This is a genomic window from Kitasatospora cheerisanensis KCTC 2395, assembly GCF_000696185.1.
GTDB classification, from domain to species: domain Bacteria; phylum Actinomycetota; class Actinomycetes; order Streptomycetales; family Streptomycetaceae; genus Kitasatospora; species Kitasatospora cheerisanensis.
Genome location: NZ_KK853997.1, coordinates 5,063,797 through 5,089,745 on the forward strand (window position 1 = coordinate 5,063,797; position 25,949 = coordinate 5,089,745).

Here is a 25,949-nt window from a genome sequence, read left to right on the forward strand (position 1 = left end):
TTCACGACTGCTCACCCCCGTCCTGCTGCGCCGGGACGGCCACCGTGCCGGCCGCGGCGGCGGCCTTGCGGGCCGCCTCGTCACGGCGCAGCAGCAGGTACGCGGAGGTGGTGAACACCGCCGACAGCGGCACCCACAACAGCTGGTACCAGTAGAAGAACGGCATGCCGCCGAGCCTCGGCTCGGTCTTGGCGTAGGACGGCACCCACAGCACCACCACGATCGGCACCAGCAGGCACAGGCCTGCCAGCACCCGGGCGGGGGAGACCGCGGGCAGTGCGCCCGCGGATGGCGATTGAGACGACACGAGCGGCTCCCGGATGACGAGGAGTCACCTCACTGGCACCGCACCGCACATCGCCGTTCCGTCGCGCTGTACGTCCGCCGAGCAGCACCTTCGGTGATCGAAAGGTCCCCGCGAGAGTAGGGCAGCGGAGTGAGTTGTGTCACTACCCTGTCAACCGCGCGTTTCCTCCGACCGCGGGCGCCCGGCCCCGCCGGCTACTCGGGCCGCTGGAGCCGGGTGGTGAACTTGTACCGGTCGCCGCGGTAGATCGAGCGCACCCACTCCACCGGCGCGCCGTCCGCGTCGAAGGAGTGCCGGGACAGCTGCAGCATCGGCAGGCCCAGGTCGGAGCCGAGCAGGCCGGCCTCGCGCGGGTTGGCGAGGGTGGTCTCGATGGTCTCCTCGGCCTCCGCGACCGTCACCCCGTAGACCTCGCGCAGCGCGGTGTACAGCGAGTTGTGCTTGGCGAGGTTGCGCCGGAGCGCGGGGAAGCGCTTGGCCGACAGGTGCGCCACCTCGATCGCCATCGGATCGCCGTTCGCGAGCCGGAGGCGCTCGATCCGCAGCACGCGCCCGCCGGGCTTGATGTCCAGCAGCGGGGCGAGCCGCTCGTCCGCGGAGATGTACGCGACCTCGACCAGGCGCGAGGTCGGCTCCATGCCCTGGGCGCGCATGTCCTCGGTGTACGAGGTCAGTTGCAGCGCCTGCGCGACCTTCGGCTTGGCGACGAAGGTGCCCTTGCCCTGGATGCGCTCCAGCCGGCCCTCGACCACCAGCTCCTGCAGCGCCTGCCGGACGGTGGTGCGCGAGGTGTCGAACTGGGCGGCCAGCGCCCGCTCCGGCGGCACCGGGGTGCCGGCCGGCTGGGTCTCGGTCAGCTGCAGCAGGTGCCGCTTCAGGCCGTAGTACTTCGGCACCCGGGCCGTGGCGGTGGCAGGGCCGGTCTGGGTCGGCACCGTGGAGCCCTCGGCGAGCGCCGCCGCATCCCTGTCGCCACTCATGGCAGCTCTCACTCCTCGTTGGAGGCGGTCCTTAACGGACCCCTAAGTCCTATGTAACAGCACATGTTTGCACGCACGGGGAAGCAAGCGGGAGCGCCCGCGGGCAAACCGGTACGCGACGGGCCCGGAACGGAGCGCCTGGCGCCCGCCCCGGGCCCGTACCCGAGTGTCTCAGCCGGCCGTGGCCGCGGTCACCGCGAGCCCGGCCAGCGCCTCCGCCGCGGCGATCGCGCAGACCCGCGAACCGCCGTACGTGGCAAGGGTGGTGACGCCCAGCGGGGCGAACAGCGCGGCCACTCCGTGGGCGGTGCCGATCTCCACCACGACGGCGTCCGGGCGGTGCGCCACCAGGGCGAGCGCGGCCCGCCGCATCCAGGAGTGCCGGTGCACGTCGCGCACCACCAGGACCAGCGGACGGCCCACCGCGGCGCCGAGCAGCGGGGCGGTGTCGATCTCGGCGTCCTCGGCGGCGACCGCCACGTGCAGCAGGCCGGAGCCCTCGGTGACGGTGGCCGGCGGGGCGACCCGGCTGGAGGTGGTGCCGGGGACCAGCTCGGCCAGCGGACCGGCCACGCCCCACGGGGTGTCGTCGCCGGCCGCGATGTTCGCGCCGGGGGAGAACTCGACCACGTGCGGCACCCCGCCCAGCGGGCGCAGCTCGCCGGTGATCCGCAGCGCCCGGCGGGCGGCCGCCAGGCCGACCCCGACCTCGCCCTGCCGGCCCACCAGCGAGGCCCGCAGGTCGGCGGACCAGCGGGCCACCGCCCGGTTGCGCTCGGCGGCCTCGTGCAGCCGCTCGGCCGACAGCCGGCCCTCGCGGACCGCCCAGACCAGCGCGTCGCGCAGGTACACGAAGGCGTCCTCGTCCTGCAGGCCGCCGCCGACGCAGATGGTGTCGGCGCCGGCCGCGACGGCCCGCACCGAGCCGGCCGCGACGCCGTGGGTGCCGGAGATGGCGCCCATCTCGATGCCGTCGGTGACGATCAGCCCGTCGAAGCCCAGCTCCTCGCGGAGCAGCCCGGTGAGGATGCGCTGCGACATGGTGGCCGGCAGCTGGGCGTCGTACGCGTCGAACAGGATGTGCGCGGTCATGATGCTCTTCACGCCGGCCGCGATGGCCGCCCGGAACGGCAGCAGGTGCTGGCCGAACTGGTCGGCGGCCAGGTCGATCCGGGGCAGTCCGAGGTGCGAGTCGCCGGCCGTGTCGCCGTGGCCGGGGAAGTGCTTGGCGCAGGCCGCGACGCCGGCGGACTGCAGGCCGCGGACGTACGCGGCGGTGTGCCGGGCCGCCAGGTCGCCGTCGCCGCCGAAGGAGCGGACGCCGATCACCGGGTTGTCCGGGTTGGAGTTGACGTCCGCGTCGGGCGCGTAGTTCAGGTTCACGCCGACGGCGGCCAGGTCGAACCCGATCGAGCGGGCGACCTGCTCGGTGAGGTCGGTGTCGTCGACCTCGCCGAGCGCCAGGTTGCCCGGGTAGGAGGACCCGCTGGTCACTTCGAGGCGGGTGACGTCGCCGCCCTCCTCGTCGGTGGCGATCAGCAGGTCGCCGTTGAGCGCGTACATCTCCGCGGTCAGCGCGGCGACCTGCTGCGGGGTGCGGATGTTGCGGCCGAACAGGGCGACGCCGCCGAGTTCGCCGTCGCCCAGTCTGCGGCGCAGCCACTCGGGTGCGGTCAGACCGGCGAAGCCGGGCTGCAGGACCGCTCCGGCGTCGCTCAGGAGTGAGGCGCTTTCCGTACCGGGCATCGCCATGTTTCCTTCCCTGGGGGTGGAGGTGCTTCAGGTGCGACTGGGGTGTGGGAGGGGACTCAGCCCTTGACCGCACCGGCGGTGAGACCCGCCGACACCTTCTTCTGGAAGAACACGAACAGGATGATCACGGGCAGCGAGACCAGCAGACCGCCGGCCATCTGCGCGCCGTAGTCCGCACCCCGGGTGGGGGTGGTGGAGTAGAACGTCAGCCAGATCATCGAGGTCTTCTGGCCGCTGGTGGACATCAGCGTGTTGGCGACGATGAACTCGTTCCACGCCTGGATCCAGCTGTAGACGCCGGTGGTGATCAGGCCGGGCAGGGTGAGCGGCAGGATGACGCGGAAGAACGCGCCCCACTGGGTGCAGCCGTCGACCATGGCGGCCTCGTCCAGCTCCGCCGGGATGTTCACGATGAACGAGCGCAGCGTCCAGATCACGTACGGGACGGTGAAGACCAGGTACGCGAGGACCACGCCGAAGATCGTGCCGGTCATGCCGGCGCCGTTCATCACCACGAACAGCGGGATGATGATCGCCAGCAGCGGCACCATCTGGACCACCAGCATGGTGACGATGAAGAAGTTGCGGCCGCGGAACTTGAACCGGGCCACCGCGACGGCGGCGAGGAAGCCGACCACCAGGCCGAGGACCACGGAGCCCAGGGTCAGGTAGAGGGTGTTCCACAGCGACGGCAGGAACAGCGAGTCGTCGAAGATCGTCTTGTAGCTCTCGAACGAGAAGGACGAGGGCCAGAAGGTCGGGTCCTGGGAGATCAGGTCCTTGTTCGTCTTGAACGTGGTGATGATCATCCAGTAGATCGGGAACGCCATGACCACGGCGATGCCGAGGCCGACGATGTTCCAGAACCAGGTCATCACCGGGCTGCGGCCGGTCTCCCGGGCCTTCTTGACCTTCTTCGGAGCGCTCGGAGTCACGACCGGCGCGGCCTGCTGGGTGCTGGTGGTCATCGCTCGTTGGCTCCGATCTTGAGCATCTGGCGGATGTAGTACACGAGCACCGCCAGCATCAGAAGGATCATGGCGATCGAGATCACCGCGCTGTCGCTGTACTTGGAGGCGACCACGCCCTTCTCGTACAGGTAGACGCCGATCGTCCAGTAGTCCGGCTCGGGCGAGGTGTTGCGCAGGGTGAAGATCTGCGTGAAGACCTGGAAGTCCCAGATGAAGCTGAGCGCGGCGGAGATCATCAGGAACGGCCGGATGACCGGGATGGTGACGTGCCGGAAGGTCTGGAACGCGTTGGCGCCGTCCAGCTTGGCGGCCTCGGTCAGCTCCTTCGGGACCTGGGTGAGCGCGGCGTACAGGCCCAGCACCAGGAAGGGCAGCGCGCCCCAGATGATGACCGCGGCGCCGACCACGTACAGACCGACGGTCGGGTCGGCGAACCAGTCGTAGTGCTTCCACGACTCGTCGCCGGTGACCAGGTAGGCGAGGTAGTCGACCACGCCGCCGTTGGAGGTGAACAGCCAGCGGAACACCTGGCCGTTGACCAGCGCGGGGATCGCCCAGACGAACATCAGGACGGTGATGATCGTGACCCGGACCCAGTTCGAGACCCGGTTCAGGAGCAGGGCGATCAGCATGCCCAGCACCATCGAGAGGATGACCAGCTCCGCGGTGAAGTAGATCGAGCGGAGCACGACCTCCCAGAACTGGCTGTCACCGAGGATCTTGGTGTAGCCGTCGAAGCCGATGTACTTCGACAGCCCCGGGTTCGCCAGGTACGCGTACCGGTTGACGTTCTTGAACGACAGATTGATCAGGCTGAACAGCGGATACGCCAGAACGCCCACCAGTACGACGACGGCGGGCAGCAGGAGGCTGTAGGGGATGTACTGGCCGGCCGCGAAGAACCCGCGGCGCTGCGGCTTCTCCACCGGGGCAGGCCCCGACTCTTCGGACCGGTTCACGGTCTCGTTGGTGGTCACACTCATCAGGGTCCTTCCCGGGCCCGCGGTTCTGGTCGGTCCTGGCGCGCGGGTGGGCAGTCCGCGCGATCGCGGACTGCCCACCCCTTCTCTCGGCGCTCAGTGCGGTGGTCCGCCCGGGAACGGGCTCCCGGGCCGACCGCGGATCAGCTGGGTCAGCCGTTCAGGTCCTTGACGATGGTGTCCTGGGCCTTCTTGAGCTCGGCGGCCGCGTCGCCACCGGCGGCGATCGCACCGAAGGCGTTCTTCAGCGCGGTCTCGTCGGCGCCGGACCACAGCGGCGAGTTCGGGATGAACCAGGTCGCGCCCTCGGCCGCGTCACCGGTCGCCTTGTTCGCCGGGTCGGCCTGCTTGTAGGTGGCGACCAGGTTCTTGGCGTTCGGGATGGCGTGCTTGGCCAGCGCGGTCTGCTGCTTGGTGTTGGTGTAGATCTGCAGGAAGGTCGCGCCCAGGCCCGGGTTGGCGGACTTGGACGGGACGGCCAGGTCGGAGCCGCCGAGGAACGCCGGGGTGGTGGAGCCGGCCGCGGTGCCCGGGAGGGCGATGGTGGCGAGCTTGTCCTTCAGCGCCGGGTCGCCGGTCTTCGGGTCGGCGACGGCGGAGACCTCCCAGCCGTTGCCGATGATGGCGGCGATGTTGCCCTTGGCCATCAGCGCGTCCTGGGTGGCCTCGTCAGTGGTGGTGCCACCGACCGAGAACTCCTTCTGCAGGTCGTTCCAGGTCTTGACGCCCTCGACGAACTTCGGGTCGGTCAGGTTGCCGGTCCACTTCTCGCCGTCCTTCTTGGCGATGACACCCTTGACACCGAACGGGCCCGCGCCGAAGGAGACGGCGGAGTACCAGTTCTGGCCCGGCATGTACAGCGCGGAGAAGCCCGGGACGGCGGCGTTGGCGGCCTTGACCTTGGTCAGGGCGGCCTTCAGCTCGTCGACGGTGGTCGGCGCGGCGGTGACGCCGGCGGCGTCGAACAGGTCCTTGCGGTAGATCAGGACGCGGGCGCCGGCGTAGTACGGGACGGCGTAGGTCTTGGAGCCGTCGGCCGACTGGCCGGAGGCGGCCAGCGAGTCCAGCCACTTGTCCGAGTTGTCGAACTGGCTCTTGACCGAGGTCAGGTCGACGAAGGAGCCGGCCTCGATGTACTTGGCGGCCTGGGTGTTACCGAGCTCCAGCGCGTCCGGGCCGTTGCCGGAGAGCAGGGCGGTGTCGAGCTTGGTGGTGTAGTTGGTCCAGGTCTGCCACTGGATGTCGACCTCGGCGCCGGTCTGCTCGGTGAACTCCTTCTTCGCCGCCTCGACGACCTCGGGCCAGCCCTTCTGGGCGTCGTCCATCAGCCAGACGGTGATCTTCTTGCCCTTGCCGTCCTTGCTCAGGGTGGCCTGGTCGCCGCCGGAGCCGGACGAAGACGAGGAGCAAGCCGAGGCGACGAGCACGGTGGCAATGGCGGCCACGGCTGCGATCTTGCGGTTCAAACCATCCTCCAGAGGGATGAGCAAGGTAGGGCACCGGGCTGCCGGGCCACTGGGCCCTGAAGCTGCGTCGTGCCGTAGGGGGAACGTCACCGGGTGACACGGACACGAACTGCCGGGGCAGGCGGGCCGATCCGTGAGGTGGAGTAGACCATTGGTTTAGACCAACGCCTGGAGATTGGCATGGACCAATGACGAGCGTCAAGGGATCGAAGAGCGTCTGCACAAGCCGTTATCAACGCTTGACTCGGCCGTGTTGGACTGGACCAAGTCGGGGGCGGATCCGGATATGGCGGGACGAATCGACCACCCGCGGTGGTAGCTCAACGTGGCCTGAAGGGAACCTTAAGTGAGCCCTAAGGGGCATACCCGTGCCGGTATTGACGTGACCGGGGCGGAACCGGCAACGGATCGGCAACAAGCGGGACTTGTAATCATCACGCGCGTTGACGCTGCAAATGGTCTAGGCCAGGATCCGGAAAAGCTGGTCTGTACCACCGCGCAGACCTCCCCGCACCTAATTCGGAGGATTGCGTGAAGCGTCAGGTTCTGGCCGCGATCAGCACCGCCGCTCTGCTGGCCACCGTCGCCGGCTGCTCGTCCGACGGGAAGTCGGCCGCGCCGTCGACCACCCCCGACCCGAAGAACGCCACCGGGACCGTGACGGTGTGGCTCATGGACGACGCGCAGAAGAGCTGGCCCGAGCTGGTCCAGCAGGTCAACGACCAGTTCGCCGCCAAGTACCCCAAGGTCGAGCTCAAGCTCAGCTACCACACCTGGGCGAACAAGATCGCCGAGCTGGACGCCGCCATCAAGGCCAACCAGGCGCCCGACGTGGTCGAGCTCGGCAACACCGAGACCATGAAGTACATGGTGAACGGCTCCCTGCTGGGCCTGGACCGCACCGGATTCGACAACTCCGACAACTGGATCAAGGGTCTCGCCGACACCTGCACGTACAACCAGAAGCTTTTCTGCGTCCCCTATTACGCGGGCGCCCGGGTCGGCGTCTACAACGCGAAGATGTTCCAGGACGCCACCGGTTCCGCGGACCTTCCGCAGACCGAGGACGAACTCACCGCCGCCCTCGACAAGGTGGCCCAGCGCTACAAGGGCAACCCCGGATTCTCCGCGCTCTACCTGCCCGGCCCCTACTGGTACGCCGCGATGTCCTACGTCACCGCGTACGGCGGCTCGATCGCCAAGTTCGACTCCAGCGGCAACTGGCACGGCACCCTGCACGACCCCAAGTCGCAGCAGGGCCTCCAGCACTTCGTCAACCTGGTCAAGACGTACAACAAGAGCGGCGACCTCAAGGTCAACGAGGCCAAGCAGGCCGGCGTGCTCGGCCACGAGAAGGCCGGCCTGATCTACGCCAACGGCTGGGAGCTGGGCGACGCGATCGCCCCGATCACCGGCACCCCGGCGCTCAAGGACTCGCTGAAGATCGTCACGATGCCCGGCCCGAACGGCAAGCCGCTGCCCTCCTTCATCGGCGGCTCCGACCTCGCCGTCACCGCGAAGACGCAGAACGCCGCGCTCGCCACCGACTGGGTGCGGATGTTCACCAGCACCAAGTCCGAGCAGGTGCTCGCCGACAAGGACACCCTGCCCAACAACCTCACCCAGCTGGCGCCGCTGAAGAACAAGCCCGCCACCGCCGCGGCCGCCAACGCCGTCCAGGACGCCTGGTTCACCCCCGCCGCCCCCGGCTGGGGCGCCGTCGAGAAGCAGAACGTCCTGGTCAACATGCTGGACTCGATCTTCAAGGGCAAGAGCGTCGACGAGGCCACCAAGGACGCCGACGCCCAGATCGACCAGCTGATCAACAACCCGTCCTGATCCTCGGCCGATTCCGCGGACCGGGCCCGACGCACCGTCACGACGTGTGCTGCGGGGCCCGGTCCACGTAGGATCGGCACAGAACAGTTCCACGCAGCGAGGGTGCGGACTCGCCGCCGTTCAGAGGTCCCCGTCGGGCGTCCCGCCCCACGGGGTAGAACCATCTCTCCACGGAGGCACACCCCGATGTCCGACCCGCAGACTGTTTCCGTTCCCGGCAGGATCATGTCGGCGGAGATGGCCGAGCAGCCGGCCGTCCTGCAGCGCATCCTCGACGAGGGTGCGCCGGCGATCCGTGAGATCGCCGCGCAGATCGCCGCCCGCAACCCGCGGTTCGTCCTGCTCACCGCCCGCGGCACCTCCGACAACGCCGCGCTGTACGCCAAGTACCTGATCGAGGTCCTGCTCGGCAAGCCGGCCGGCCTCACCTCCATGTCCACCACCACCGCGTACGGCGCCAAGCCGGACCTCACCGACTGCCTGGTCATCACCGTCAGCCAGTCCGGCGGCTCGCCGGACCTGGTCGCCTCCACCAAGGCGGCCCGCGAGGCCGGCGCGATCACCCTGGCCGTCACCAACAACGCCGGCTCGCCGCTGGCCGAGGTCTCCGAGTTCCACATCGACGTGCTGGCCGGGCCGGAGAAGGCGCTGCCCGCCACCAAGACGTACACCGCCGAGCTGCTGGCGCTGTACCTCTTCGTCGAAGGCCTGCGCGGCAACGACGGCTCGGCCGCGAAGGTGCTGCCCGAGCTGGCCGCCGGGATCCTGGCCCGCCAGGCCGAGGTCAAGGCGCTGGCCGAGCGGTACCGCTTCGCCCAGCGCCTGGTCATCACCTCGCGCGGCTACGGCTACCCGACGGCCCGCGAGGCCGCGCTGAAGCTCATGGAGACCACCTACATCCCGGCCTCCCCGTTCTCCGGCGCGGACCTGCTGCACGGGCCGCTGGCCATGGTCGACAACGTCTCGCCGGTCATCGCGATCGTCCCCGACGGCAAGGGCGGCGAGGCGCTCCAGCCCGTCCTGGACCGCCTGCGCGGCCGCGGCGCGGACCTCGTCGTGGTCGGCCAGCAGGACCAGGTCGACGCCGCGAGCGCGGGCTTCGCCCTGCCGGCCGGCGTGCCCGAGGAGGTGCAGCCGATCCTGGAGATCCTGCCGCTGCAGCTCCTCGCCTACGAGGTCACCATCGCCCGCGGGCAGGACCCGGACGCGCCGCGGGCGCTCGCCAAGGTCACCGAGACGCACTGACCCCCGCAACGCGAAGGCCGCCTCCACCGGACGGGTGGGGGCGGCCTCTTCGTGTCTCGCACCGGCAGCGCGCGCGGGGGCTCGCGCGGGCGGACGGGCGCGGGGCGCGGGGCGCGGAAAACACTACGGGCCACGGCGCCGACACAGGACCCTCAACCTGTGCGGCACCGCAGCCCGGAGCTGTATGCCGGAGGCGGGGACCGCCCGAGAGTTGTGCGGGACTCTCGGGACGACGCCTCCGACCGAGGAGGGGCCTCGCGCGGTCAGGGCAGTTGCGCGGGGGGCCTCTCCTTGGTGCACCTTCATTGTGGACTAGACCAATCTGGGTTGTCCAGAGGCCGGTGGCGATTGGTCTGGACAACGTGGCCCCGAGCGGTCGGCGATACGCTCACGGTGTGCCCTCGCTGAACGAACTCGTCCGCCGCCACACCACCCTCACCGGTGCCGACGTGGAGTGGCTGCATCTGCTGGTCTCGGAGTGGCAGCTGCTCTCCGACCTGTCCTTCGCCGACCTGGTGCTGTGGATCCCCACCTGGGACGGCATCCGGTACGTCTCGGTGGCCCAGATGCGGCCCAACACCGGCCCCACCTCGTACCAGGACGACATGGTCGGCCACCTGGTGCCGCGGGGCCGCCGGCCGCTGCTGGACGCCGCGTACGACGAGGGGCGGATCGTCCGGGAGGGCGACCCGGAGTGGCGGGAGGAGGTGCCGGTGCGGGTGGAGTCCATCCCGGTGCGACGGGACGGCAAGGTGCTCGGCGTGATCGCCCGGAACACCAACCTGCTGACGGTGCGCACCCCCAGCCGGCTGGAGCTGACCTACCTGCAGAGCGCGTCCGACCTGGCGCAGATGATCGCCGCCGGCACCTTCCCGTTCCCGGGCGCCGAGCAGGCCGACATGGACGCCGCGCCGCGGGTCGGCGACGGCCTGATCCGGCTGGACGCGGAGGGCGTGGTGACGTACGCCAGCCCGAACGCGCTGTCGGCCTACCACCGGCTGGGACTGACCACCGACCTGGTGGGCAGTCACCTCGGCCAGGCCACCGCCGAACTGGTGCCGCCGAGCCGCGGCGCGGTGCACGAGGCGATGGTGAAGATGGCCAGCGGCTGGGCGCCCCGGCAGACCGAGGTGGAGGCGCAGGGCGGCGTGGTGACGCTGCGGACCATCCCGCTGAAGCCCAAGGGGACGCCCACCGGCTCCCTGGTGCTCTGCCGGGACGTCACCGAACTCCGGCGTCGGGACCGCGAATTGATGACCAAGGACGCCACCATCCGGGAGATCCACCACCGGGTGAAGAACAACCTGCAGACGGTCGCGGCACTGCTGCGGCTGCAGTCCCGCCGGATGGACTCCGACGCCGGCCGGGCCGCGCTCGACGAGGCGGTGCGCCGGGTCGGCTCGATCGCCATCGTGCACGAGACGCTCTCGCAGGCGCTGGACGAGCAGGTGGCGTTCGACGAGATCGCCGACCGGGTGCTGGCGATGGTGATGGAGCTGTCCCAGGACGGCCGGGTGGCGACCCGCCGCAGCGGCTCGTTCGGCATCCTGTCCGCGGAGGTGGCGACCCCGCTGGCGATGATCCTCACCGAGCTGACGCAGAACGCCCTGGAGCACGCGTTCGGCCCGTCCGCCTCCGGCAACCTGGAGGTGAGCGCGCTGCGCGGCCGCGCGCCGGCCGGCGGCAAGGGCTGGTCGGACAGCTGGAACAACGGGGTGCGGCCCGAGGAGTACCTGATGATCACCGTGCAGGACGACGGCCGCGGCATGCCCGAGGGCTTCGACCCGCAGCAGGCCGGGAACCTCGGCCTGCAGATCGTCCGCACCCTGGCCACCGGCGAACTCGGCGGCACCTTCGACATGGTGGCGGCGCCGGGCGGCGGCACCAAGGTGGTGCTGGAGATCCCGGTCCGCTAGCGGGAATTGACGGGCCGACAGAAACGAGGCCCTGCCGACCGGGGGGGGTGGGTCGGCAGGGCCTCTCAACCCGGTCCGGCCGTCGGGGGGAGTCGGCCGGAACGGGGGCTCTGGTGTGGCGCGACGCGCGCCCCGCGTGCGTTGCACACGGTGAGCGCCACAGGTCCACAATATTGCTCTAAGTGAACAGTATCAAGTGCCTGGGCGGCTCGCGTCGTCGGCCCCGCGGATGGAGCGGGGCCCGTTCGGGAAGGCTCGGCCGGCCAATCGCGGCCGAACCCTTGATCGCGGGTTGATCCGTACTGCTTCTGATGGTGCGTCAGGCGGTGCGGGCGCGGTTGCGGGCGGCGCGGCGCTTCATGGCGCGACGCTCGTCCTCGCTCATTCCGCCCCAGACGCCGGCGTCCTGGCCGGTCTCGAGCGCCCACTGCAGGCACTGCTCCATGACGGGGCAACGGCGGCACACGGCCTTGGCTTCCTCGATCTGCAGCAGAGCAGGACCGGTGTTCCCGATCGGGAAGAACAGCTCCGGGTCCTCTTCGCGGCAGACAGCGCGGTGGCGCCAGTCCATGGTCGTCCAACTCCTCCGGTCGACGGGCGGTGGCCCGCGACTCACTCGAATGGCTTGTGAATGTGAACGCTTTCACGAATCCCGCAACAGCAAAAGGGACCAAAGGCCCACCGGGCCCGGGAGGTCTTTGCTGAGTGGGGTTCGGCGATTCGAGGGACTCTGCCGCGATGTCCCGCTGCGGTGTGTCCCGATCGCCATGTAGAGGTTCGCAAACCTCGAAGCCGGATACAACCCCCTTCGGCAAGAAATTTTTGATTCTTCGGTGTCGCCTACCTCACAGGCAGTACTTCTATGGGGTGAAGGGGCTCGCACGTTCGAGAGCAAGGCGAGGACCCCCTTCTGGTCACACAATCACACGCAGTGCCCGTCGTACGCCTGTGAAACTGACGCGACTCCTGTCTCCAAGGTGGTCCCCGTCGACCTGAAACGGTGCCGGTTCCTGTGAAACCAAGGTGAAGTGTCTGACGTCGTGATAGGAGACGAGATGCTTGCCGGACGGGCCGGCGGGACGTGCGCCGTCCTCCGCGGGGGGCTTGGGGCGCAGGATCTGACGGACCGTCCGGGCGGTGCGGAACGCCGTCATTCGAGTGATGCCGAAGATGTCCAGATCGGTTTCGAACGACGCCGAGGGCGAGGGGAGGACCGGGCGGGAGCCCAGAAAGGTCCACGGTGAGGTGTTGGACACTATGGCCATCACCATCCCCGGCACCGGTTCCTGCCCGTTGATCTCCAGGGAGATCGGGCCCGAACGACGGCGTTCACGCTCGGTGACGTAGTGCCGGAGCGCCTCCACGACATAGAGCGCGTGCGTGGATTTGCGCCCCGCGCGGCGCTGGCGCTCCACCCGGCCGACCACGCCCGCGTCGAACCCCAGTCCGGCGGTGAAGGTGAACCAGCGGTCCGGCTCGCCGGCGGTCAGCGCCTTGCCCAGACCGATCGCGCGCTCCCGGCGGTGCTCCAACGCGTCCAGGAGTGCGCCGGTGGCCTCCACCGGATCGTTCGGGAGCCCCAGCGCACGCGCGAACACGTTGGTCGACCCGCCCGGCACCACCGCCAGCCGCGGCACCCGCTCGCCCGGGCCGTGCGCCAGCAGGCCGTTCACGACCTCGTTCACCGTGCCGTCGCCGCCCAGCGCCACCACCAGGTCCACCGTGCCGTCCTCGGCCGCCTGCCGGGCCAGGTCGCCGGCGTGGCCCCGGTACTCGGTCTCCGCGACGTCCAGCTTCAGGTCGCTGCGCAGGGCATGGATCAGCACGTCCCGGGTCCGGCCACTGGTGGTGGTCGCCTTCGGGTTCACGACCAGGAGAGCGCGCATGCCGCTCAGCCTACGACCCGCCCGACATAAGACGACCGTTACCCTGGCCCGGTGACCGTTGAATCCGCTCCCGCCACCACTTCCGCACCCGACCGGCCCGTCCCGCTGCTCGTCGGCGCGGGCATCACCGCGCTGGAGGGCGCGGCGATGGCGGGCTGGGGGATCTACGACCTGGTCTCCGGCTTCGCCGGCGACGACGCCGCCTTCGGCCGCACCGAGATGGGCGGCGCCGTGCTGCTGCTGATGGGCCTGCTGCCGCTGCTGGCCGGCCGCGGCCTGCTGCGCGGGCAGAAGTGGGGCCGCAGCCCCGCCGTGCTCACCAACTCCATCTGCCTGCCCGTCGCCTACTACATGTGGCAGTCCGGCGGCGCGATGGTCGCCGTCGGCGCCGCGATCGGCGTGCTCGGCCTGGTCGGCATCGTCGCGCTGCTCAACCCGCGGGTCACCGCGGTGCTCTACGGCGAGCAGTAGCCGCCGGAACGCCGCAGGGCCCGCCCCCGGGATCGGGGGCGGGCCCTGCGGCGTCCGCGGGTGTCCAACGGGTGGTCTACTCCTCGACCAGCAGCTTCTCGCGCAGCTGCGCGAGGGTGCGGGCCAGCAGCCGGGAGACGTGCATCTGGGAGATGCCGACCTCGGCCGCGATCTGCGACTGCGTCATGTTCCGGAAGAACCGCAGCACCAGGATCTTCTGCTCCCGTGGCGGGAGTTGGGCCAGCAGCGGCTTCAAGGACTCGCGGTACTCGACGCCCTCCAGCGCCTCGTCGGTGGCGCCCAGGGTGTCCGCCACGGCCGGCGACTCGTCGTCGCTGTCCGGCACGTCCAGCGACAGCGTGGAGTACGCGTTGGCGGACTCCAGGCCCTCCAGCACGTCCTCCTCGGAGATGCCCAGGTGCTCGGCCAGCTCGTGCACCGTGGGGGAGCGGCCGTGCCGCTGGGACAGCTCGCTGGTCGCCGTGGTCAGCGACAGCCGCAGCTCCTGCAGCCGGCGCGGCACCCGCACCGCCCAGCCCTTGTCGCGGAAGTGCCGCTTGATCTCGCCGACGATGGTGGGCGTCGCGTAGGTGGAGAACTCCACGCCCCGCTCGTGGTCGAAGCGGTCCACCGACTTGATCAGGCCGATGGTGGCGACCTGGGTCAGGTCGTCCAGCGGCTCGCCGCGGTTGCGGAAGCGGCGGGCCAGGTGCTCGACCAGCGGGATGTGCATCCGGACCAGCTGGTTGCGGATCTCCACCCGCTCCGGCGACCCCTCCGGCAGCTCGGACAGCCGCACGAACAGCGCCCGGGCCGCCTCGCGGTCCGGAGCGCCGCTGCGGTGCCCCTGCGCCGGCACGGTCGAGCGGACGACCTCGGCGGCGGCCGCCGGGCCGCCCTCCTCGGGCTCGGCCGCGGGCCGCTCGGGCTTCGGGTCGGTCGGCTGGCTCATCCGGCTGGGGTCCTTCGGGAGGGCTTCGTCAGGGGTGGCGGTGCGGGAAACGCTCGCCTGCGGAGGTACGACGGCAACTGTGCGGTCCAGATCACTCACGGCGATCACCCGTTCCGTTCCGAGAACACGTCACTACCTACGGCTGGCCCGGCGACCCGCCGCGCTTCTTGTGCAGGCTGATCGAGACGGTGTTGTCCGGGGCCACCGCGGAGTCCACCTCGCCGGCCAGCGCGGAGAGCACCGTCCACGCGAAGGTGTCCCGCTCCGGGGCGCGTCCGTCGGTGGTCGGCGCGGACACGGTGACCCGCAGCGCGTCGCCGACCAGGCGGAACTCGCAGCTCAGGATCGAGCCGGGAACGGCCTGTTGAAGCAGGATCGCGCACGCCTCGTCCACCGCGATACGGAGATCCTCGATCTCGTCCAGGGTGAAGTCCAGCCGTGCCGCGAGGCCGGCCGTGGCCGTCCGCAGCACCGAGAGGTAGGCGCCCGCCGCGGGCAGCCGGACCTCAACGAAGTCCTTCACTCCGGGCTCGCCGTCGATCTGGGACACCCTCACCTCCTGGGTGACGCTCGGTGCTTGGGGCCCGACGGCCCCCGGCACCACCACTGCCATCGGTTCAACTGCCTTGTGCCCCGAGACGTTACCGCGCCCGGGGCCGGTCTGTCGTGATCTCCGTCCACCGTCACGGGAACGAGGGATCAGGGATCGAACTGCCTTGCGCTCAGCGGGGCGTGGAACCCAGCTCGGCGAGCGCGCCGTCGGTGAGCCGGAAGACCGTCCACTCGTCCATCGGGACCGCGCCCAGCGACTTGTAGAAGCCGATCGAGGGCTCGTTCCAGTCCAGCACCGACCACTCCAGCCGGTGGTAGCCGCGCTCCACGCAGATCCGGGCCAGCTCGGTGAGCAGCGCCTTGCCGTGGCCGCCGCCGCGCTTGGCGGGGGAGACGTACAGGTCTTCCAGGTAGATGCCGTGGGTGCCGCGCCAGGTCGAGAAGTTGCGGAACCACAGCGCGAAACCGGCCGGCACGCCCGACTCGTCCTCGGCGATCAGGCCGAACAGGGCCGGGTGCTCGCCGAACAGCGCGTCGTGCAGCTGCTCCTCGGTGGCCCGGGCCTCGTGCAGCGCCTTCTCGTAGTCGGCGAGCTCGCGGATCATGGTGTGGATGACGGGGACGTCGGCGGGGGTCGCGGTGCGGATCATACGATCGAGCCTACTCATGTCCCCCCTCCATCCGGAAAGGGCATTGTGCCCGGGAAATCACCGGAACAATCCCGGGCCCGGGCGGCGCCGCCCGAGCCCGGCGCGTTCGGTCGAACGTCAGTGCGCCCGGCGTGAGTTCAGCGCGTTCAGCAGCGCGGCGCCGCGCTCGGCGTCGTCCACGCTGACCGCGAACTCGGCCGCCCGGCCGCGGATCCGGACCACCAGGCACTCGCCGCCGCGCAGCATCACCGTGGTGCCGAGGCCGCTGAGCCGGTAGCCCCAGCCGCCGACCTGGGCGGCGGTGCGGTGCTCGGCCCGGGCGGACTCGATCTCGTCCGCCGCCCAGCGGCGCACCGGCCGCCCGAACGGGCCGAACGCCACCTCCAGGCCCCGCTCCGAGACCCGGGCCCGCACGGAGGAGCAGCCCGCCCCGGCCACCGCGACCACCGTGAACACGGCCAGCAGCGTCCAGCCCGGGCCCGCCGGGGCCAGGCCGCCGAGCAGCGCCAGCGCGGCCGCCACCGCCGCCAGGCCGAACCCGGCGGCCAGCGCGAGCAGCCACGGGTTGGCGGCGCGGGAGAACCACACCAGCCGCTCGCCCTCGGGCAGGTCCAGCACCGGACCGGCCGGCCCGGCGGGCGCCGCCGCGGGCCGGTGGCGGCGCCCGAGCAGCACGCCGACCGCGCCGGCCAGCAGCGCCGCCGCGACCACGCCGAGGATCCAGCCCACCGGCTGGTGCGCCTGCTGCCAGTCCTCGCGGTCGACGTTCGCGCGCACCACCGACGCCTGCGCGCCGGTGAGCAGCACGCCCCCGGACAGCAGCGCGGGCGCCGCCCGGCCGGCGGCGAGGACGCCGCCCCGGCGCGCGGACAGCAGCACCGCGGCGGCGAGGGCGGCCCACAGCACGGCGGGGACGACCGAGGCGGCCCACAGCGGCATCGAGCCGTTCGGCGTGCCGCCGCCGCTCCAGTGGGTGGCCAGCCGGTCCGGGAGCCGCCCCGCCGCCGTCCACGGCAGGGCGGCGATCAGTGCGGTCAGGCCCGCCGCCCAGGCGGCGCCCAGCCGGCGGGTGGTGTGCTGCGGCCGTGCGGGCTCGCTCACGGTATCCCCCTGATCAGGTCGATGAGATCGGTCCTGCTGTAGCCGAGGCGGGCGGCCTCGGCGACCAGCGCCCGGGCGTGTTCCAGCAGTCCGGAGCGGTCGTCGGCGTCCTCCGCGACGGTGACGCCGCGGCCCCGGCGGAACTCCAGCACGCCGTCGTCGCGGAGGCTGCGCAGCCCCCGCAGGACGGTGTTGACGTTGAGGTCGAGGGCCTGCGCGAGGTCGCGGGCGGAGGGCAGGCGGTCCCCGGGCCGGCACTCGCCCTCGGCGATCGCTCGGCGGACGGCGGCCGCGACCTGCTCGTGCAGGGGGCGGCCGTCCCGTTTGTCCAGACGAAGCAGCATGGTGCTAATGACGATAGCACCATTCATGTCTTGCGGCCGCGGTGCGCGGGCCCGGAAAACGCGGAACCCGGCCGCCGCACCCCGCGGACGGGGCGATGGCGACCGGGTTCCGGTCGAAGCGACTGACGGAGCGTCAGGCCTTCTTGGTCTCCCAGAAGATGCTGTCGATCTGCGGCTGATCCAGAAGCGCAATGCGACACTCTGGCCTGCGTGACGGTCAATCTGCCCAGGTCCGGGCGGCATCAACCCTACGCCTTGGGCGCAATTCTGAAACGCCATCAAATCAGGCATATCAGGCCGGTTGGGCGATATTTGGGAGATCAGGTTGGCCGGGCGTCGCCCAGAGAGTCTGAGCGACGCCGAGCGAGCGTTCGTACCGAGCCTGAAGGCTGACCGCGATTCGCCGACGCATCTCGGGGGTGACGTGCGAGTAGGTCCCCTCCACGCTCCGGTCCCGGTGGCCCATCCGCTCCTCCACGGCCACTCGCGGGTGGCCGTCTTCGTCCATCCAGACCTTCCCGGAGTGCCGGCCACCGTGCGGCACCATGCCCTCGATGCCGGGCACGGGGCACAGGGCCGGGCGCCCGCGGGTGCCCTTGCGCCGGGGCTCGGCAGGCCGCCCCGCGATGATCGGATTCCAGAACTCGCCGTAGAACTGGTCGTCCACCCGCAGGGGTCGTCCGGTGATCGAGGGGAACATGTAGGGCGAGTCCGGGTACAGGTCCATGCACGAGCGCAGCAGCTCCGCCAGGAAGGGCGGCAGGGGGAGCGTGCGGTAGCTGCCGTACTTCGGCGGGTGCAGCGTCCACCCCTTGCCAGTGAGGTAGTGGCCCTGGTAGTCCACGCGGATCGCGCTGCCGTACGGATCGTCCGACAGCCAGACCCGGTCCTTCAGGAGGCCGGCCACCTCGCCCATGCGCAGCTGGGCGTACGCGATGGTCATGATCATGGTGTAGCCGATGGAGTCTCGAACACACCGGGCGTTCTCGGATGCGCAGAGAATCTGGTGCGGGTCGGCGTGGACGTACTCGTCCTCACCCAGGTTCGCCGGAGGGACGTACCGCCCGCGCTTCGCCTTCCTGCCGAACGGCACCGGGTTGCTGTCGATCAGCTTGTCGTCGACCGCGTCCTCCAGGATCAGCCGGAGGAGCGCCGTGAGGCTGTTCACGTAGTTGGTCTCGTGCGCCCGCGCCAGCCGCTTCTTCCAGGCCCGGTAGCTCATCAGGGTGATGTCGCGCAGTTCATAGTCCCCCCACTCCGGGATCAGCTGCGCCCGGACCCGCGACCGGTAGGTCTGGTCGCTCAGGTCGGCGAGGTCGGAGGCATCGAGCCAGTCCGTGGCGAACGCCCTGAACGTCAGTTTCCCGGACCGCGGGTTGACGACGCGCCGGCCACGGCGGGCATCCGCTTCGAGGGCCTGGCCGTACTGCTCGGCCTCGCGCTCGGTGGTGAACCTGTTGCCGAAGTCGTCCTCGCTGGCGCTGCCGTACTTCCCGTTCGGCAGCTTGAACTTGACCCGCCAGTACTTGCCGCGCTTCTCCGCGTACGCCATTGGCACCTCGAAAGCGAAGGCGGGCGGCCATGATCGGCCGCCCGGCTGCCCACATGATGGTCGTGCGGCACCTCAGGCCGCCTGATCGAGCTCCTCCGCCAACTGATCGGCGGCGTGCTGCAGCTCGCGCTCGAGGCGCTGGACGTCGTCCTCCGACACCAGCGACTCCAGTACCCAGACGACGACCTCGGGTCCGTCGTCGGTGACCACGCCCTCGAGGTAGCTCTTCCCCCGATGCGGCATGGTCGGGACTCGCTTCACGCGGATCCGCGGCATGCGCGGCTCCCCCTTACCTGGCCGAGTGGTGCCACCCTCCTCGCCGGTAAAGGAACTGTAACCGAGCGGTCCGCTTCTGTGAAGTAAATAGAACTACTGTCCGGATGCTTCCGGCTGCCGTTCGGATGCAGCTCGGCGCAAGTCGCGCTGCACATGACTCCATCGACGCAGGTCTTCCCGGACCTGTTCGGGTGCCGGCAGATCGGCGCCCCGCTCCAGGACCAGGCTCAGCACCGCCGCCGATCCGTCCGGCCGGAGATCCACCACGTCCGAGTCCACGATGTGTCCGTCGGAGAGCTCCTGGAGCACCCGCTGAGGCAGTCGCGCAATCAGCAGTTCGGCCAGCCGGGACGCGGCCTCCATCTCCAGCCGGGATGCGGGCCGCGCCGGCTCCCCGCCGTCGAGGACCGCCTCGACCGATCCGTCGGACCATCCGACCTCGCGCGCGTATGCCCGGATCGACGGCGTGATCCTGCGGCCGGTGCCGTCCTCGATCGCGCGGACGGTGTTGCGGTGCACGCCGATGGCGCTGCCGACTTCGTCCTGCGTGAGGCCTTGGGCGGTTCGGTCGGCCCGCAGCAGGCTCCCCAGTCGCCCCCAGTCTCGTTCCATGTCGCCATCATGCCCCATTCCTGTGCAGCGCGATAGCACGGTTTGAGCCTCTTGACCTGCGCTTAAGGCCAGGTTTCTGGCATATGCGCTGCATGAAATCTGTCGAATGGCGCATGTCGGGCGCGCCAGGCCGCTGCGGATGATGCACGGATTCTGTGCACTCGGCCTTGCTGGATGCACAGCTCTGCGCTACGTTTCATTGCGTGACACCGAACGGCACGGCAATCCGAGCCTTCCGAGAGGCACGGGAACTGAGCATCCGGCGACTGGCGGAGCTGGCATCCATGCACAACGGGCACCTGTCGCGTCTCGAGCGAGGCGTGGCCGGCGTCAGTGACCAAGGTCTCCGTCGAATCGCAGCTGCTCTGGACGTGCCCGTAGCAGCCATCAACAGAGAGGAAACGCCATGACCGCCACGTCCGAGGCCGTGCGCCGCAAGACCGCGCGGGTCATCGACACCGCCGCACCCGCCGCACCCGAGGCGACCGAGAACGAGCTGCGGCACTACTCCATCCAGCAGGCCGCTGACCTGCTCGGCGTCTCGAAGCGCTGGCTCGCCGGGAAGGTCGCCGACCGGGCGGTGCCCCACACCTTCCTCGCCAACCAGACGAAGTTCCGGGCGGAGCACATCCTCCAGATCTCCCGGGCCGGGGAAGTCGACCCGGCCACCCGCGGTCGCCGCCAGCGCGCCGCCTGACAGACCCCAGACATGGGTCGGGCCCCCGCCCGGAGACCACCGGTTGCGCCCGGTGCCGTTGCGAGAGCCCAGCGACCCGCCGATCAACACCACTCCGAAGAGAAGGAGGCAGGCCGCATGTCGCAGCCTACCGAACTCCAACTGCAGGCGGGGGCGCTGAGCGTCCTCACCGACCTGGTCCGGCGTGCCGCCGTCGCCGGCGTGCCGCAGCACCTCACCCCGACCTGGTGCATCGCCGGTACCCGAGTGACTGGCCGCCTCCGGTCCGCCGACGACTCCGCCCTCCGCGCCCTCGACGCCTGGCTCCGGCTCGTCCTCGGCGTCGCCCGGGTCGAGGTCACCACCGACGAGACCCCCGCCGGCCCCCGCCGCGTGTGGACGATGACCACGGTGATCGCGGACGTCGCGATCGACCTGTCGGCGTCGATCCCGGCCGCCGCCGCGCCGCGCCAGCAGGCGGTGGCCGCGTGATGAACTCCTTGCCCGGCATCGCCGCCGTCCACGTCCTGCTCGCCGGTCACCCCGAGCTGGCCGCGCTGCCGCTCGTCTGGCAGATCGACCCGGACGGCACCCTCGAGGCCGACCCGCCGTGGCTTGCCGAGGGCAGCCACGAGGCCGTCCGGGCCCTGGCCGAGGTCCTCGGTGTGGCGACCGTGGAGAGCGAGACCGCCAGCGAGGGCAAGACCTACAGCTGCGTCGCGCTCGTTCACACCGCGCAGTTGTCCGGGCTGCAGATCCGGTCCCACGGCTACAAGCAGGTGGCCGAGTGAGCACCTCGCCCGAGCCGATGTCCCCCGCGCAGGTCGAGGCCGCCCGGGCTCTGCCGACGATGAGCACCACCGTGGCCGAGCAGGGTCCGCTCATCACCGCGATCGAGCAGGCCCTTGCCGCCGCCGGGCGCCGTCACGACCGCGCCCGCCAGCAGCTGCTGGACGAGGTCGACTGGCTGGCCGGTGAACTGGCGGACCGCATCGCCGAGTTGCGGGACGCGTACCGATCCTCCGAGACCGCCTGGGCGCGCAACTCCGCGCTCCTCACCGCCAACGCGGAGCTCCGCAGCCGCGCGATCGACCCGCTCACCGTGTGGCGGGCGTACTACCGCGATGGCGCGCCGACCGACGGGATCAACCTCGGCCTGTTCAGCACGGAGGCTCTCGCCTTCGCGGCGTGCGAGGACAACCTCCGCTGCGCCCAGGGCGACAACCCCGGCGTCCTGGCCTGGTGGAGCACCGAGGACGACCCGGAGGAGCCCCGCGAACTCGCCGTCACCCTGCCCGGCGCGGCGCAGGCGTTCGGCACCGGCTACTTCGTCGTCCCCGTCCAGGTCCAGGACTGCCACGACCCGGAGGACGGCGAATGAATGCCCTCAGCAACGAGGAGCTCGCCGAGCTCCGCGCCCAGCACTCCGGGTCCGCCGCGGCGGAGTCGCTGACGATCGTGCGGCTGTTGGACGAGATCGACGAGCTGGACGAGGCGCTGGACGACTCGGAGGACGAGGTCGACCAGCTGGGCACCGAGCTCGACCGCATGCGACGGCGGTACCAGCCGCGCGCGGTGTCCGGGTCGGTGTCGCAGCTCCCGACCGGCCGGTGGCGGCTGCGGTGGCGCGACACCGACGGCACGCAGCGGTCGGCCACGTTCGACCGGCGGCGGCACGCCGAACTGTTCCTGGACGAGGCGATTCGGCGCGCCCGGGACGGTGGCCGGTGATCGCCATCATCGCCGCCGCCGCGCTGGCCGTCATGGCCGGCCTGCTCGCCCGGCCGGGCCTCCAGCGCCGCCTGGCCGCCCACCGTCTGCACGCCGAGATCCGCAGCAACACCCCGACCCGCCAGCACAACGAGGAGCGCCGATGATCACCTCCACCCAGCCGGAGCGCGCGAGCGTCCGCGGTGTCGACGACGGCATCAGCCACGGCACGATGCGCGGGTACCGGCAGCACCGGTACCGGGAGATCCCGGTGTGCGAGCCGTGCCGGGCCGCGAACCGCGAGGACGCCGCCAAGTACCGCCAGCCGCGCGGCGACCGGCGCGCGCAGGCGTGGAACCGCGGCATGGTCGGCGAGCCGACCTCGCCGATCCGGATCTCGCCGGTGCCGGCCGCGTGCACCGAGCCGGACTGCGGCAGCGCGGGCGCCGTGCCGCACGGCTGGATCGTCGCGGTGGTCGACGGCGCGGAGCGCCGGTACTGCCGGCCTGGTGCGCGACGTACGCGCAGGCGCTGGCCGACGTGCGAGCGATCGGCCGGACGGTGGCCGCGTGATGGTAGGCCTCTGCGGCTCGGGCGCCGTTCCGTGCGGCGCCCCGGCCCGGCTCTACCCGTGCGGCTGGCGCTGCACCGCGCACACCCCGGCCGCCGTCGCCGGCGTGCCGGAGGCCCCGCCCGGTCCCGGGTACACCCGCAGGCCCTGCCCACCCCGCAGTCGGCGAGCGCCCTGGTCGACGCCCGCGCGATCGCGTCCGGTAGGCGCCGTTCCACCGCCGCCGCCTACCGCCTCGCGCAGGCCGCCACCGGCCGCAGGCCACACCCCGTCGAGCCGGGGCCGCCGCGTGACCGTCGCCGCCCTCCGCGCCCTGGTCGACGCCGAACTTCCCGGCGTCGACCGGCCGCCCGCGCCCCGCATCCGACCCCACCCCCACCACCCTGAGGAGGTCAGGCCCGTGAACACCCAGCAGGCCGTCGCCGTCTCCATGTACAAGGCCGGCGAGACCGTCGCCGCCATCATCGACGCCACCGGCCTGGACCAGGACGAGATCGCCGACGCGGTCCGCGCCGCTGGCCACCACTTCTTCGCCGAGCCGCAGGACGGCAGTCCGGCCGCCCCGGCCCGGAACACTCCGCAGGGCCTCATCGCCTGGGGCATGCAGCACCAGTCACCGAAGATGCAGCGCCTCGCCGACCAGGCCCGCACCGCGCTCGCCGACCTCCAGCAGGCCCGCCGCCGGAGGCCGTCGTCACAGCCGCCGAGGAACGGGTCCGCGACGCCAAGCAGGCCCTGGCCGACGCCCAGAACGCCCTGCGCACCGCGAAGGGAGCGCCCGCCGGCCGGACGCCGGACCGCGCCGAGGCCGCCGCGATCCGGGCCTGGGCCCCCGCACGGCCACACACGTCGGCACCGCCGGCATGATCCCGCGCGCCGTCGTCGACGCCTACCGGCCGCCGCCGAGGGAGCACCCGTGCTGCGTGACCTGCTCGCCCTGCGGATCGCCCGCACCAACTGGCCGTACCCGGCCCTCGAGCTCGTCCGCCCCGACGGCCGCGGCTGGCTGCTCATCCCGCTGACCCTCGACCTCACCACCCGCGACCAGGAGGACTGACCCATGGCCTACATCGGACACCGCTGCGCCTGCGGCCACCTCGACGTCCACCACCGCGCCGACTCCGCCAGCCGGGAGCACTGCGAGGCCGTCGGCGGCGTCCGCTGCGGAAAGGGCTGCAGGAAGTCCTCGACGTCGATCCTCGTGCCGACCTTCGACCTGGCCGGCCGTCGGATCGAGACGATCACCGAGCCCGGGCAGTGGATCGGCGAGGGGGCCGGGTACTCGCGCGCCGCGTGCGCCTGCGACGACTGCCGGGCCCTGCACGCCGAGCTGACCGGCGCCGCCGCCTAGGGCCGCTGACGGCCCGCCAGACCGCCCGGGGCGGGGATGACACCGCTCCCGCCCCGGGCCACCACTCGCCACCCTGAACTGCCTGAGAGGCCCCGCGCATGCCGTGGTTCAAGATCGACGACAAGGCTCACAGCCACCCCAAGTGGCTGCGCGCCGGCAACGCCGCGATCGGGCTGTTCGTGCGCTCCGGCTCCTACTCCGCCCAGCACCTCACCGAGGGCATCGTGCCGGGTGCGGTTGCTCAGCTGTACGGCACCGCCCCCCAGGCCGCCAAGCTCGTCAAGGTCGGCCTCTGGCACGGCACCGGGCATGACTGCCCCCGCTGCCCGCAGCCGCCGACGGGCGACTACGTCATCCATGACTTCTTCGAGGGCGGCCGCAACACCACCAAGGCCCAGGACGAGGCGAACCGGAAGGCTGCCACCGAGCGGTCCGCGAAGAGCCGTGCGGCGCGAAACGCGAACCGATTCGCCGACGAAAACGCTTCGAATCGCCCTCGATTCGCCGACGAAAACGAGACGAATCGAGCTCGAAACGAACCGCATTTTCCGGACTCCGGTGCAGGTCAGAACGGCCCGTCACACCGCACGCCCGCTGAGGGTGTTGCGCATGCCCATGCCGCTGCCGCTCCATACCCCGGTACTTCCTTCGGAAGTACCGGTGCTGCTGCCGAGCGGGCCGAGCGGCCTGCGGCGTACCCCGACCGGCTCGCCGATCTCAAGGCCGCGATCGCCAACGCAGGAATCGCCGGCATCGGCTGGTCCCTGCGCGAGTCCCAGTGGGAGCACGCACGCCAGGCCGTCGAACGGGTCGGGATCCCCGCCATGGTCCAGTTCGCCATCGCCAACGCCCGACTCAAGGGCGTCCCCGCCTCTGCCAGCGCCTGGGTCGACGGCTGGCGCAGCCTCGAGGCCCCGGCCGCTGACAACGGCGTCACCTACCTTCCCGCCGCCGTCGGCCACCTGCCTCGCCCCTCCACCACCGACCAACGCGTCCAGGACGCCCTCAACCTCGCCGCCCGATTCGCCCGAGAGGAGAACGCCTGATGAACCGCTCCGAAACCGCACTCCTGCTCGCCCTGTGCGCCTCCTACGACCGCCGCACCGTCGGCGAGGCCGACGTCCGCGCCTGGCAGCTCGTCCTCGCCGACATCGACCACCAGCAGGCCGAAGCGGCGGTCGTCGCCCACTACGGCGACACCCGCGACTGGATCATGCCCGCCGACATCAAGCGGCGCGTCGCCGCGGTGCGCGCCGACGCCGCCCGCGACCTTCAGGGGCCCGGCCAGCCCGCCGAGGTACCCGACGCCGACCCCGACGACATCCCCGCCTACCTAGCCGCCCTCCGCGCTCAGCGGATCCGCGGCGCAGAGGGCGGGCCCTCAAGCAGCGCCCCGTCCTGGCCCTCCTGGCCGGCGTCGGCCAGCTGGTCCCCGGGAACTGGAAGCGGTGCGCCGGCCCGGGGCACTCGGAGTCCGCTGCGACACCTGCCGGCCGCCATCGGCCACCGGTGCAAGACCCCGAGCAAGAAGCCGCGCGGCCCCACAGGGCGCGCCGAGCCGCAGTCCAGGCCGCGTGATGGGCGCCCCCGTCCCGCCCGGCCTCCGCAGCCGGCCGCCGGAGTGGCAGATCCCCTGCCCCGTCGACTACTGCTCCGCGAAGCCAGGCCTCCCCTGCCGGTCCCGCACCACCGGCCAGCCCCTCGCCGAGGGCAGCCACCCCTCGCGGATGGAGGCCTGGATCAGCCAGGACCTTGCTCCCGCCGCGTGACCCGCCCGCACCACCAGCAA

At 71.2% G+C, this 25,949-nt stretch carries 31 protein-coding genes; 15 read left to right on the forward strand and 16 right to left on the reverse strand.

The window, feature by feature from the left end; genetic code table 11:
- Nucleotide 1: 1 nt before the first annotated feature.
- From KCH_RS23045 to KCH_RS23070, 6 genes are all read right to left on the reverse strand, one after another.
- A complete protein-coding gene (locus tag KCH_RS23045; protein ID WP_084223877.1) occupies nucleotides 2–307 on the reverse strand; it encodes a DUF3311 domain-containing protein in 306 nt (101 codons plus the stop codon).
- Between the two features lie 194 nt (nucleotides 308–501).
- On the reverse strand, nucleotides 502–1,287 hold the full coding sequence (locus tag KCH_RS23050; protein WP_051653364.1) for a GntR family transcriptional regulator: 786 nt from the start codon (nucleotides 1,285–1,287) through the stop codon (nucleotides 502–504).
- A 171-nt stretch (nucleotides 1,288–1,458) separates the two neighbouring features.
- Nucleotides 1,459–3,039, reverse strand: a complete 1,581-nt coding sequence (locus tag KCH_RS23055; RefSeq protein WP_035865835.1) for a glycoside hydrolase family 3 protein — start codon at nucleotides 3,037–3,039, stop codon at nucleotides 1,459–1,461.
- Nucleotides 3,040–3,095: 56 nt separating this feature from the next.
- Nucleotides 3,096–4,007 (reverse strand): carbohydrate ABC transporter permease, encoded by a 912-nt coding sequence (locus KCH_RS23060; RefSeq protein WP_035865837.1) that lies wholly within the window; start codon nucleotides 4,005–4,007, stop codon nucleotides 3,096–3,098.
- Nucleotides 4,004–4,993, reverse strand: coding sequence for a carbohydrate ABC transporter permease (locus KCH_RS23065; RefSeq protein ID WP_035865840.1), 990 nt, complete (start codon nucleotides 4,991–4,993; stop codon nucleotides 4,004–4,006). The genes KCH_RS23060 and KCH_RS23065 overlap by 4 nt, the downstream gene beginning before the upstream one ends.
- A gap of 149 nt (nucleotides 4,994–5,142) precedes the next feature.
- Nucleotides 5,143–6,435: an extracellular solute-binding protein gene (locus KCH_RS23070; protein WP_244305408.1), complete on the reverse strand. Its 1,293-nt coding sequence runs from the start codon at nucleotides 6,433–6,435 to the stop codon at nucleotides 5,143–5,145.
- Nucleotides 6,436–6,987: 552 nt separating this feature from the next.
- On the opposite strand from KCH_RS23070, the gene KCH_RS23075 reads away from it, so the two are divergent.
- The 3 genes from KCH_RS23075 (at nucleotide 6,988) to KCH_RS23085 (ending at nucleotide 11,456) form a co-directional block, all read left to right on the forward strand.
- A complete protein-coding gene (locus tag KCH_RS23075; protein WP_035865845.1) occupies nucleotides 6,988–8,295 on the forward strand; it encodes a type 2 periplasmic-binding domain-containing protein in 1,308 nt (435 codons plus the stop codon).
- 186 nt (nucleotides 8,296–8,481) lie between these two features.
- Nucleotides 8,482–9,540: an SIS domain-containing protein gene (locus tag KCH_RS23080; protein WP_035865854.1), complete on the forward strand. Its 1,059-nt coding sequence runs from the start codon at nucleotides 8,482–8,484 to the stop codon at nucleotides 9,538–9,540.
- A 395-nt stretch (nucleotides 9,541–9,935) separates the two neighbouring features.
- Nucleotides 9,936–11,456 carry a sensor histidine kinase gene (locus KCH_RS23085; RefSeq protein WP_035865857.1) on the forward strand — a complete coding sequence of 507 codons (1,521 nt, stop codon included), beginning with the start codon at nucleotides 9,936–9,938 and terminating at the stop codon, nucleotides 11,454–11,456.
- A 319-nt stretch (nucleotides 11,457–11,775) separates the two neighbouring features.
- On the opposite strand, the gene KCH_RS23090 is transcribed toward KCH_RS23085, so the two are convergent.
- Complete coding sequence (locus KCH_RS23090; RefSeq protein WP_014138019.1) at nucleotides 11,776–12,027, reverse strand: WhiB family transcriptional regulator; 252 nt, start codon at nucleotides 12,025–12,027, stop codon at nucleotides 11,776–11,778.
- A gap of 343 nt (nucleotides 12,028–12,370) precedes the next feature.
- Nucleotides 12,371–13,342 carry a diacylglycerol/lipid kinase family protein gene (locus KCH_RS23095; RefSeq protein ID WP_035865860.1) on the reverse strand — a complete coding sequence of 324 codons (972 nt, stop codon included), beginning with the start codon at nucleotides 13,340–13,342 and terminating at the stop codon, nucleotides 12,371–12,373.
- A gap of 51 nt (nucleotides 13,343–13,393) precedes the next feature.
- Between KCH_RS23095 and KCH_RS23100 the strand changes: the two genes are divergently transcribed.
- Entirely contained in the window at nucleotides 13,394–13,813 is a 420-nt protein-coding gene (locus KCH_RS23100) for a hypothetical protein (RefSeq protein ID WP_035865863.1), read from the forward strand.
- A gap of 76 nt (nucleotides 13,814–13,889) precedes the next feature.
- Here the strand turns inward: KCH_RS23100 and KCH_RS23105 are convergent, their stop codons facing one another.
- The 8 genes from KCH_RS23105 to KCH_RS23140 all read right to left on the reverse strand — a co-directional run bounded on the left by KCH_RS23105 (nucleotide 13,890) and on the right by KCH_RS23140 (nucleotide 19,852).
- The gene (locus tag KCH_RS23105; protein WP_084224251.1) at nucleotides 13,890–14,864 is read right to left on the reverse strand and encodes an RNA polymerase sigma factor SigF; all 975 of its coding nucleotides are present in this window, start codon (nucleotides 14,862–14,864) and stop codon (nucleotides 13,890–13,892) included.
- Nucleotides 14,865–14,901: 37 nt separating this feature from the next.
- Nucleotides 14,902–15,315: an ATP-binding protein gene (locus tag KCH_RS23110; RefSeq protein ID WP_035865865.1), complete on the reverse strand. Its 414-nt coding sequence runs from the start codon at nucleotides 15,313–15,315 to the stop codon at nucleotides 14,902–14,904.
- Between the two features lie 172 nt (nucleotides 15,316–15,487).
- Nucleotides 15,488–15,967 (reverse strand): GNAT family N-acetyltransferase, encoded by a 480-nt coding sequence (locus tag KCH_RS23115; protein ID WP_035865878.1) that lies wholly within the window; start codon nucleotides 15,965–15,967, stop codon nucleotides 15,488–15,490.
- A 117-nt stretch (nucleotides 15,968–16,084) separates the two neighbouring features.
- The gene (locus tag KCH_RS23120) at nucleotides 16,085–17,068 is read right to left on the reverse strand and encodes a DUF1648 domain-containing protein (protein ID WP_051653366.1); all 984 of its coding nucleotides are present in this window, start codon (nucleotides 17,066–17,068) and stop codon (nucleotides 16,085–16,087) included.
- Entirely contained in the window at nucleotides 17,065–17,412 is a 348-nt protein-coding gene (locus KCH_RS23125) for a GntR family transcriptional regulator (protein ID WP_035865880.1), read from the reverse strand. The genes KCH_RS23120 and KCH_RS23125 overlap by 4 nt, the downstream gene beginning before the upstream one ends.
- Nucleotides 17,413–17,704: 292 nt before the next feature.
- Entirely contained in the window at nucleotides 17,705–18,964 is a 1,260-nt protein-coding gene (locus KCH_RS23130; protein ID WP_035865883.1) for a tyrosine-type recombinase/integrase, read from the reverse strand.
- Between the two features lie 72 nt (nucleotides 18,965–19,036).
- Nucleotides 19,037–19,207: a hypothetical protein gene (locus KCH_RS23135; RefSeq protein ID WP_157032164.1), complete on the reverse strand. Its 171-nt coding sequence runs from the start codon at nucleotides 19,205–19,207 to the stop codon at nucleotides 19,037–19,039.
- A 126-nt stretch (nucleotides 19,208–19,333) separates the two neighbouring features.
- On the reverse strand, nucleotides 19,334–19,852 hold the full coding sequence (locus KCH_RS23140) for a helix-turn-helix domain-containing protein (RefSeq protein WP_051653367.1): 519 nt from the start codon (nucleotides 19,850–19,852) through the stop codon (nucleotides 19,334–19,336).
- A 203-nt stretch (nucleotides 19,853–20,055) separates the two neighbouring features.
- Between KCH_RS23140 and KCH_RS47295 the strand changes: the two genes are divergently transcribed.
- The 11 genes from KCH_RS47295 to KCH_RS47660 all read left to right on the forward strand — a co-directional run bounded on the left by KCH_RS47295 (nucleotide 20,056) and on the right by KCH_RS47660 (nucleotide 25,929).
- A complete protein-coding gene (locus tag KCH_RS47295; protein ID WP_167574105.1) occupies nucleotides 20,056–20,262 on the forward strand; it encodes a helix-turn-helix domain-containing protein in 207 nt (68 codons plus the stop codon).
- On the forward strand, nucleotides 20,259–20,549 hold the full coding sequence (locus tag KCH_RS23145) for a MerR family transcriptional regulator (RefSeq protein ID WP_035865891.1): 291 nt from the start codon (nucleotides 20,259–20,261) through the stop codon (nucleotides 20,547–20,549). The genes KCH_RS47295 and KCH_RS23145 overlap by 4 nt, the downstream gene beginning before the upstream one ends.
- A 117-nt stretch (nucleotides 20,550–20,666) precedes the next feature.
- Entirely contained in the window at nucleotides 20,667–21,020 is a 354-nt protein-coding gene (locus tag KCH_RS23150; protein ID WP_035865893.1) for a hypothetical protein, read from the forward strand.
- The gene (locus KCH_RS23155) at nucleotides 21,020–21,319 is read left to right on the forward strand and encodes a hypothetical protein (RefSeq protein ID WP_035865896.1); all 300 of its coding nucleotides are present in this window, start codon (nucleotides 21,020–21,022) and stop codon (nucleotides 21,317–21,319) included. The genes KCH_RS23150 and KCH_RS23155 overlap by 1 nt, the downstream gene beginning before the upstream one ends.
- The gene (locus KCH_RS23160; RefSeq protein WP_035865898.1) at nucleotides 21,316–21,909 is read left to right on the forward strand and encodes a hypothetical protein; all 594 of its coding nucleotides are present in this window, start codon (nucleotides 21,316–21,318) and stop codon (nucleotides 21,907–21,909) included. Before KCH_RS23155 ends, KCH_RS23160 begins: the two co-directional genes overlap by 4 nt.
- Complete coding sequence (locus tag KCH_RS23165; RefSeq protein ID WP_035865901.1) at nucleotides 21,906–22,259, forward strand: hypothetical protein; 354 nt, start codon at nucleotides 21,906–21,908, stop codon at nucleotides 22,257–22,259. The genes KCH_RS23160 and KCH_RS23165 overlap by 4 nt, the downstream gene beginning before the upstream one ends.
- The gene (locus tag KCH_RS41605; protein WP_157032165.1) at nucleotides 22,256–22,405 is read left to right on the forward strand and encodes a hypothetical protein; all 150 of its coding nucleotides are present in this window, start codon (nucleotides 22,256–22,258) and stop codon (nucleotides 22,403–22,405) included. Before KCH_RS23165 ends, KCH_RS41605 begins: the two co-directional genes overlap by 4 nt.
- Before the next feature lie 804 nt (nucleotides 22,406–23,209).
- Nucleotides 23,210–23,866: a flagellar biosynthesis protein FlhF gene (locus KCH_RS23170; RefSeq protein WP_157032166.1), complete on the forward strand. Its 657-nt coding sequence runs from the start codon at nucleotides 23,210–23,212 to the stop codon at nucleotides 23,864–23,866.
- 3 nt (nucleotides 23,867–23,869) lie between these two features.
- Nucleotides 23,870–24,160 (forward strand): hypothetical protein, encoded by a 291-nt coding sequence (locus tag KCH_RS23175; protein WP_035865906.1) that lies wholly within the window; start codon nucleotides 23,870–23,872, stop codon nucleotides 24,158–24,160.
- A gap of 98 nt (nucleotides 24,161–24,258) precedes the next feature.
- On the forward strand, nucleotides 24,259–25,206 hold the full coding sequence (locus tag KCH_RS37710; RefSeq protein WP_051653368.1) for a hypothetical protein: 948 nt from the start codon (nucleotides 24,259–24,261) through the stop codon (nucleotides 25,204–25,206).
- A 402-nt stretch (nucleotides 25,207–25,608) separates the two neighbouring features.
- A complete protein-coding gene (locus KCH_RS47660) occupies nucleotides 25,609–25,929 on the forward strand; it encodes a zinc finger domain-containing protein (RefSeq protein ID WP_482793296.1) in 321 nt (106 codons plus the stop codon).
- The last annotated feature ends 20 nt before the right edge of the window (nucleotides 25,930–25,949 follow it).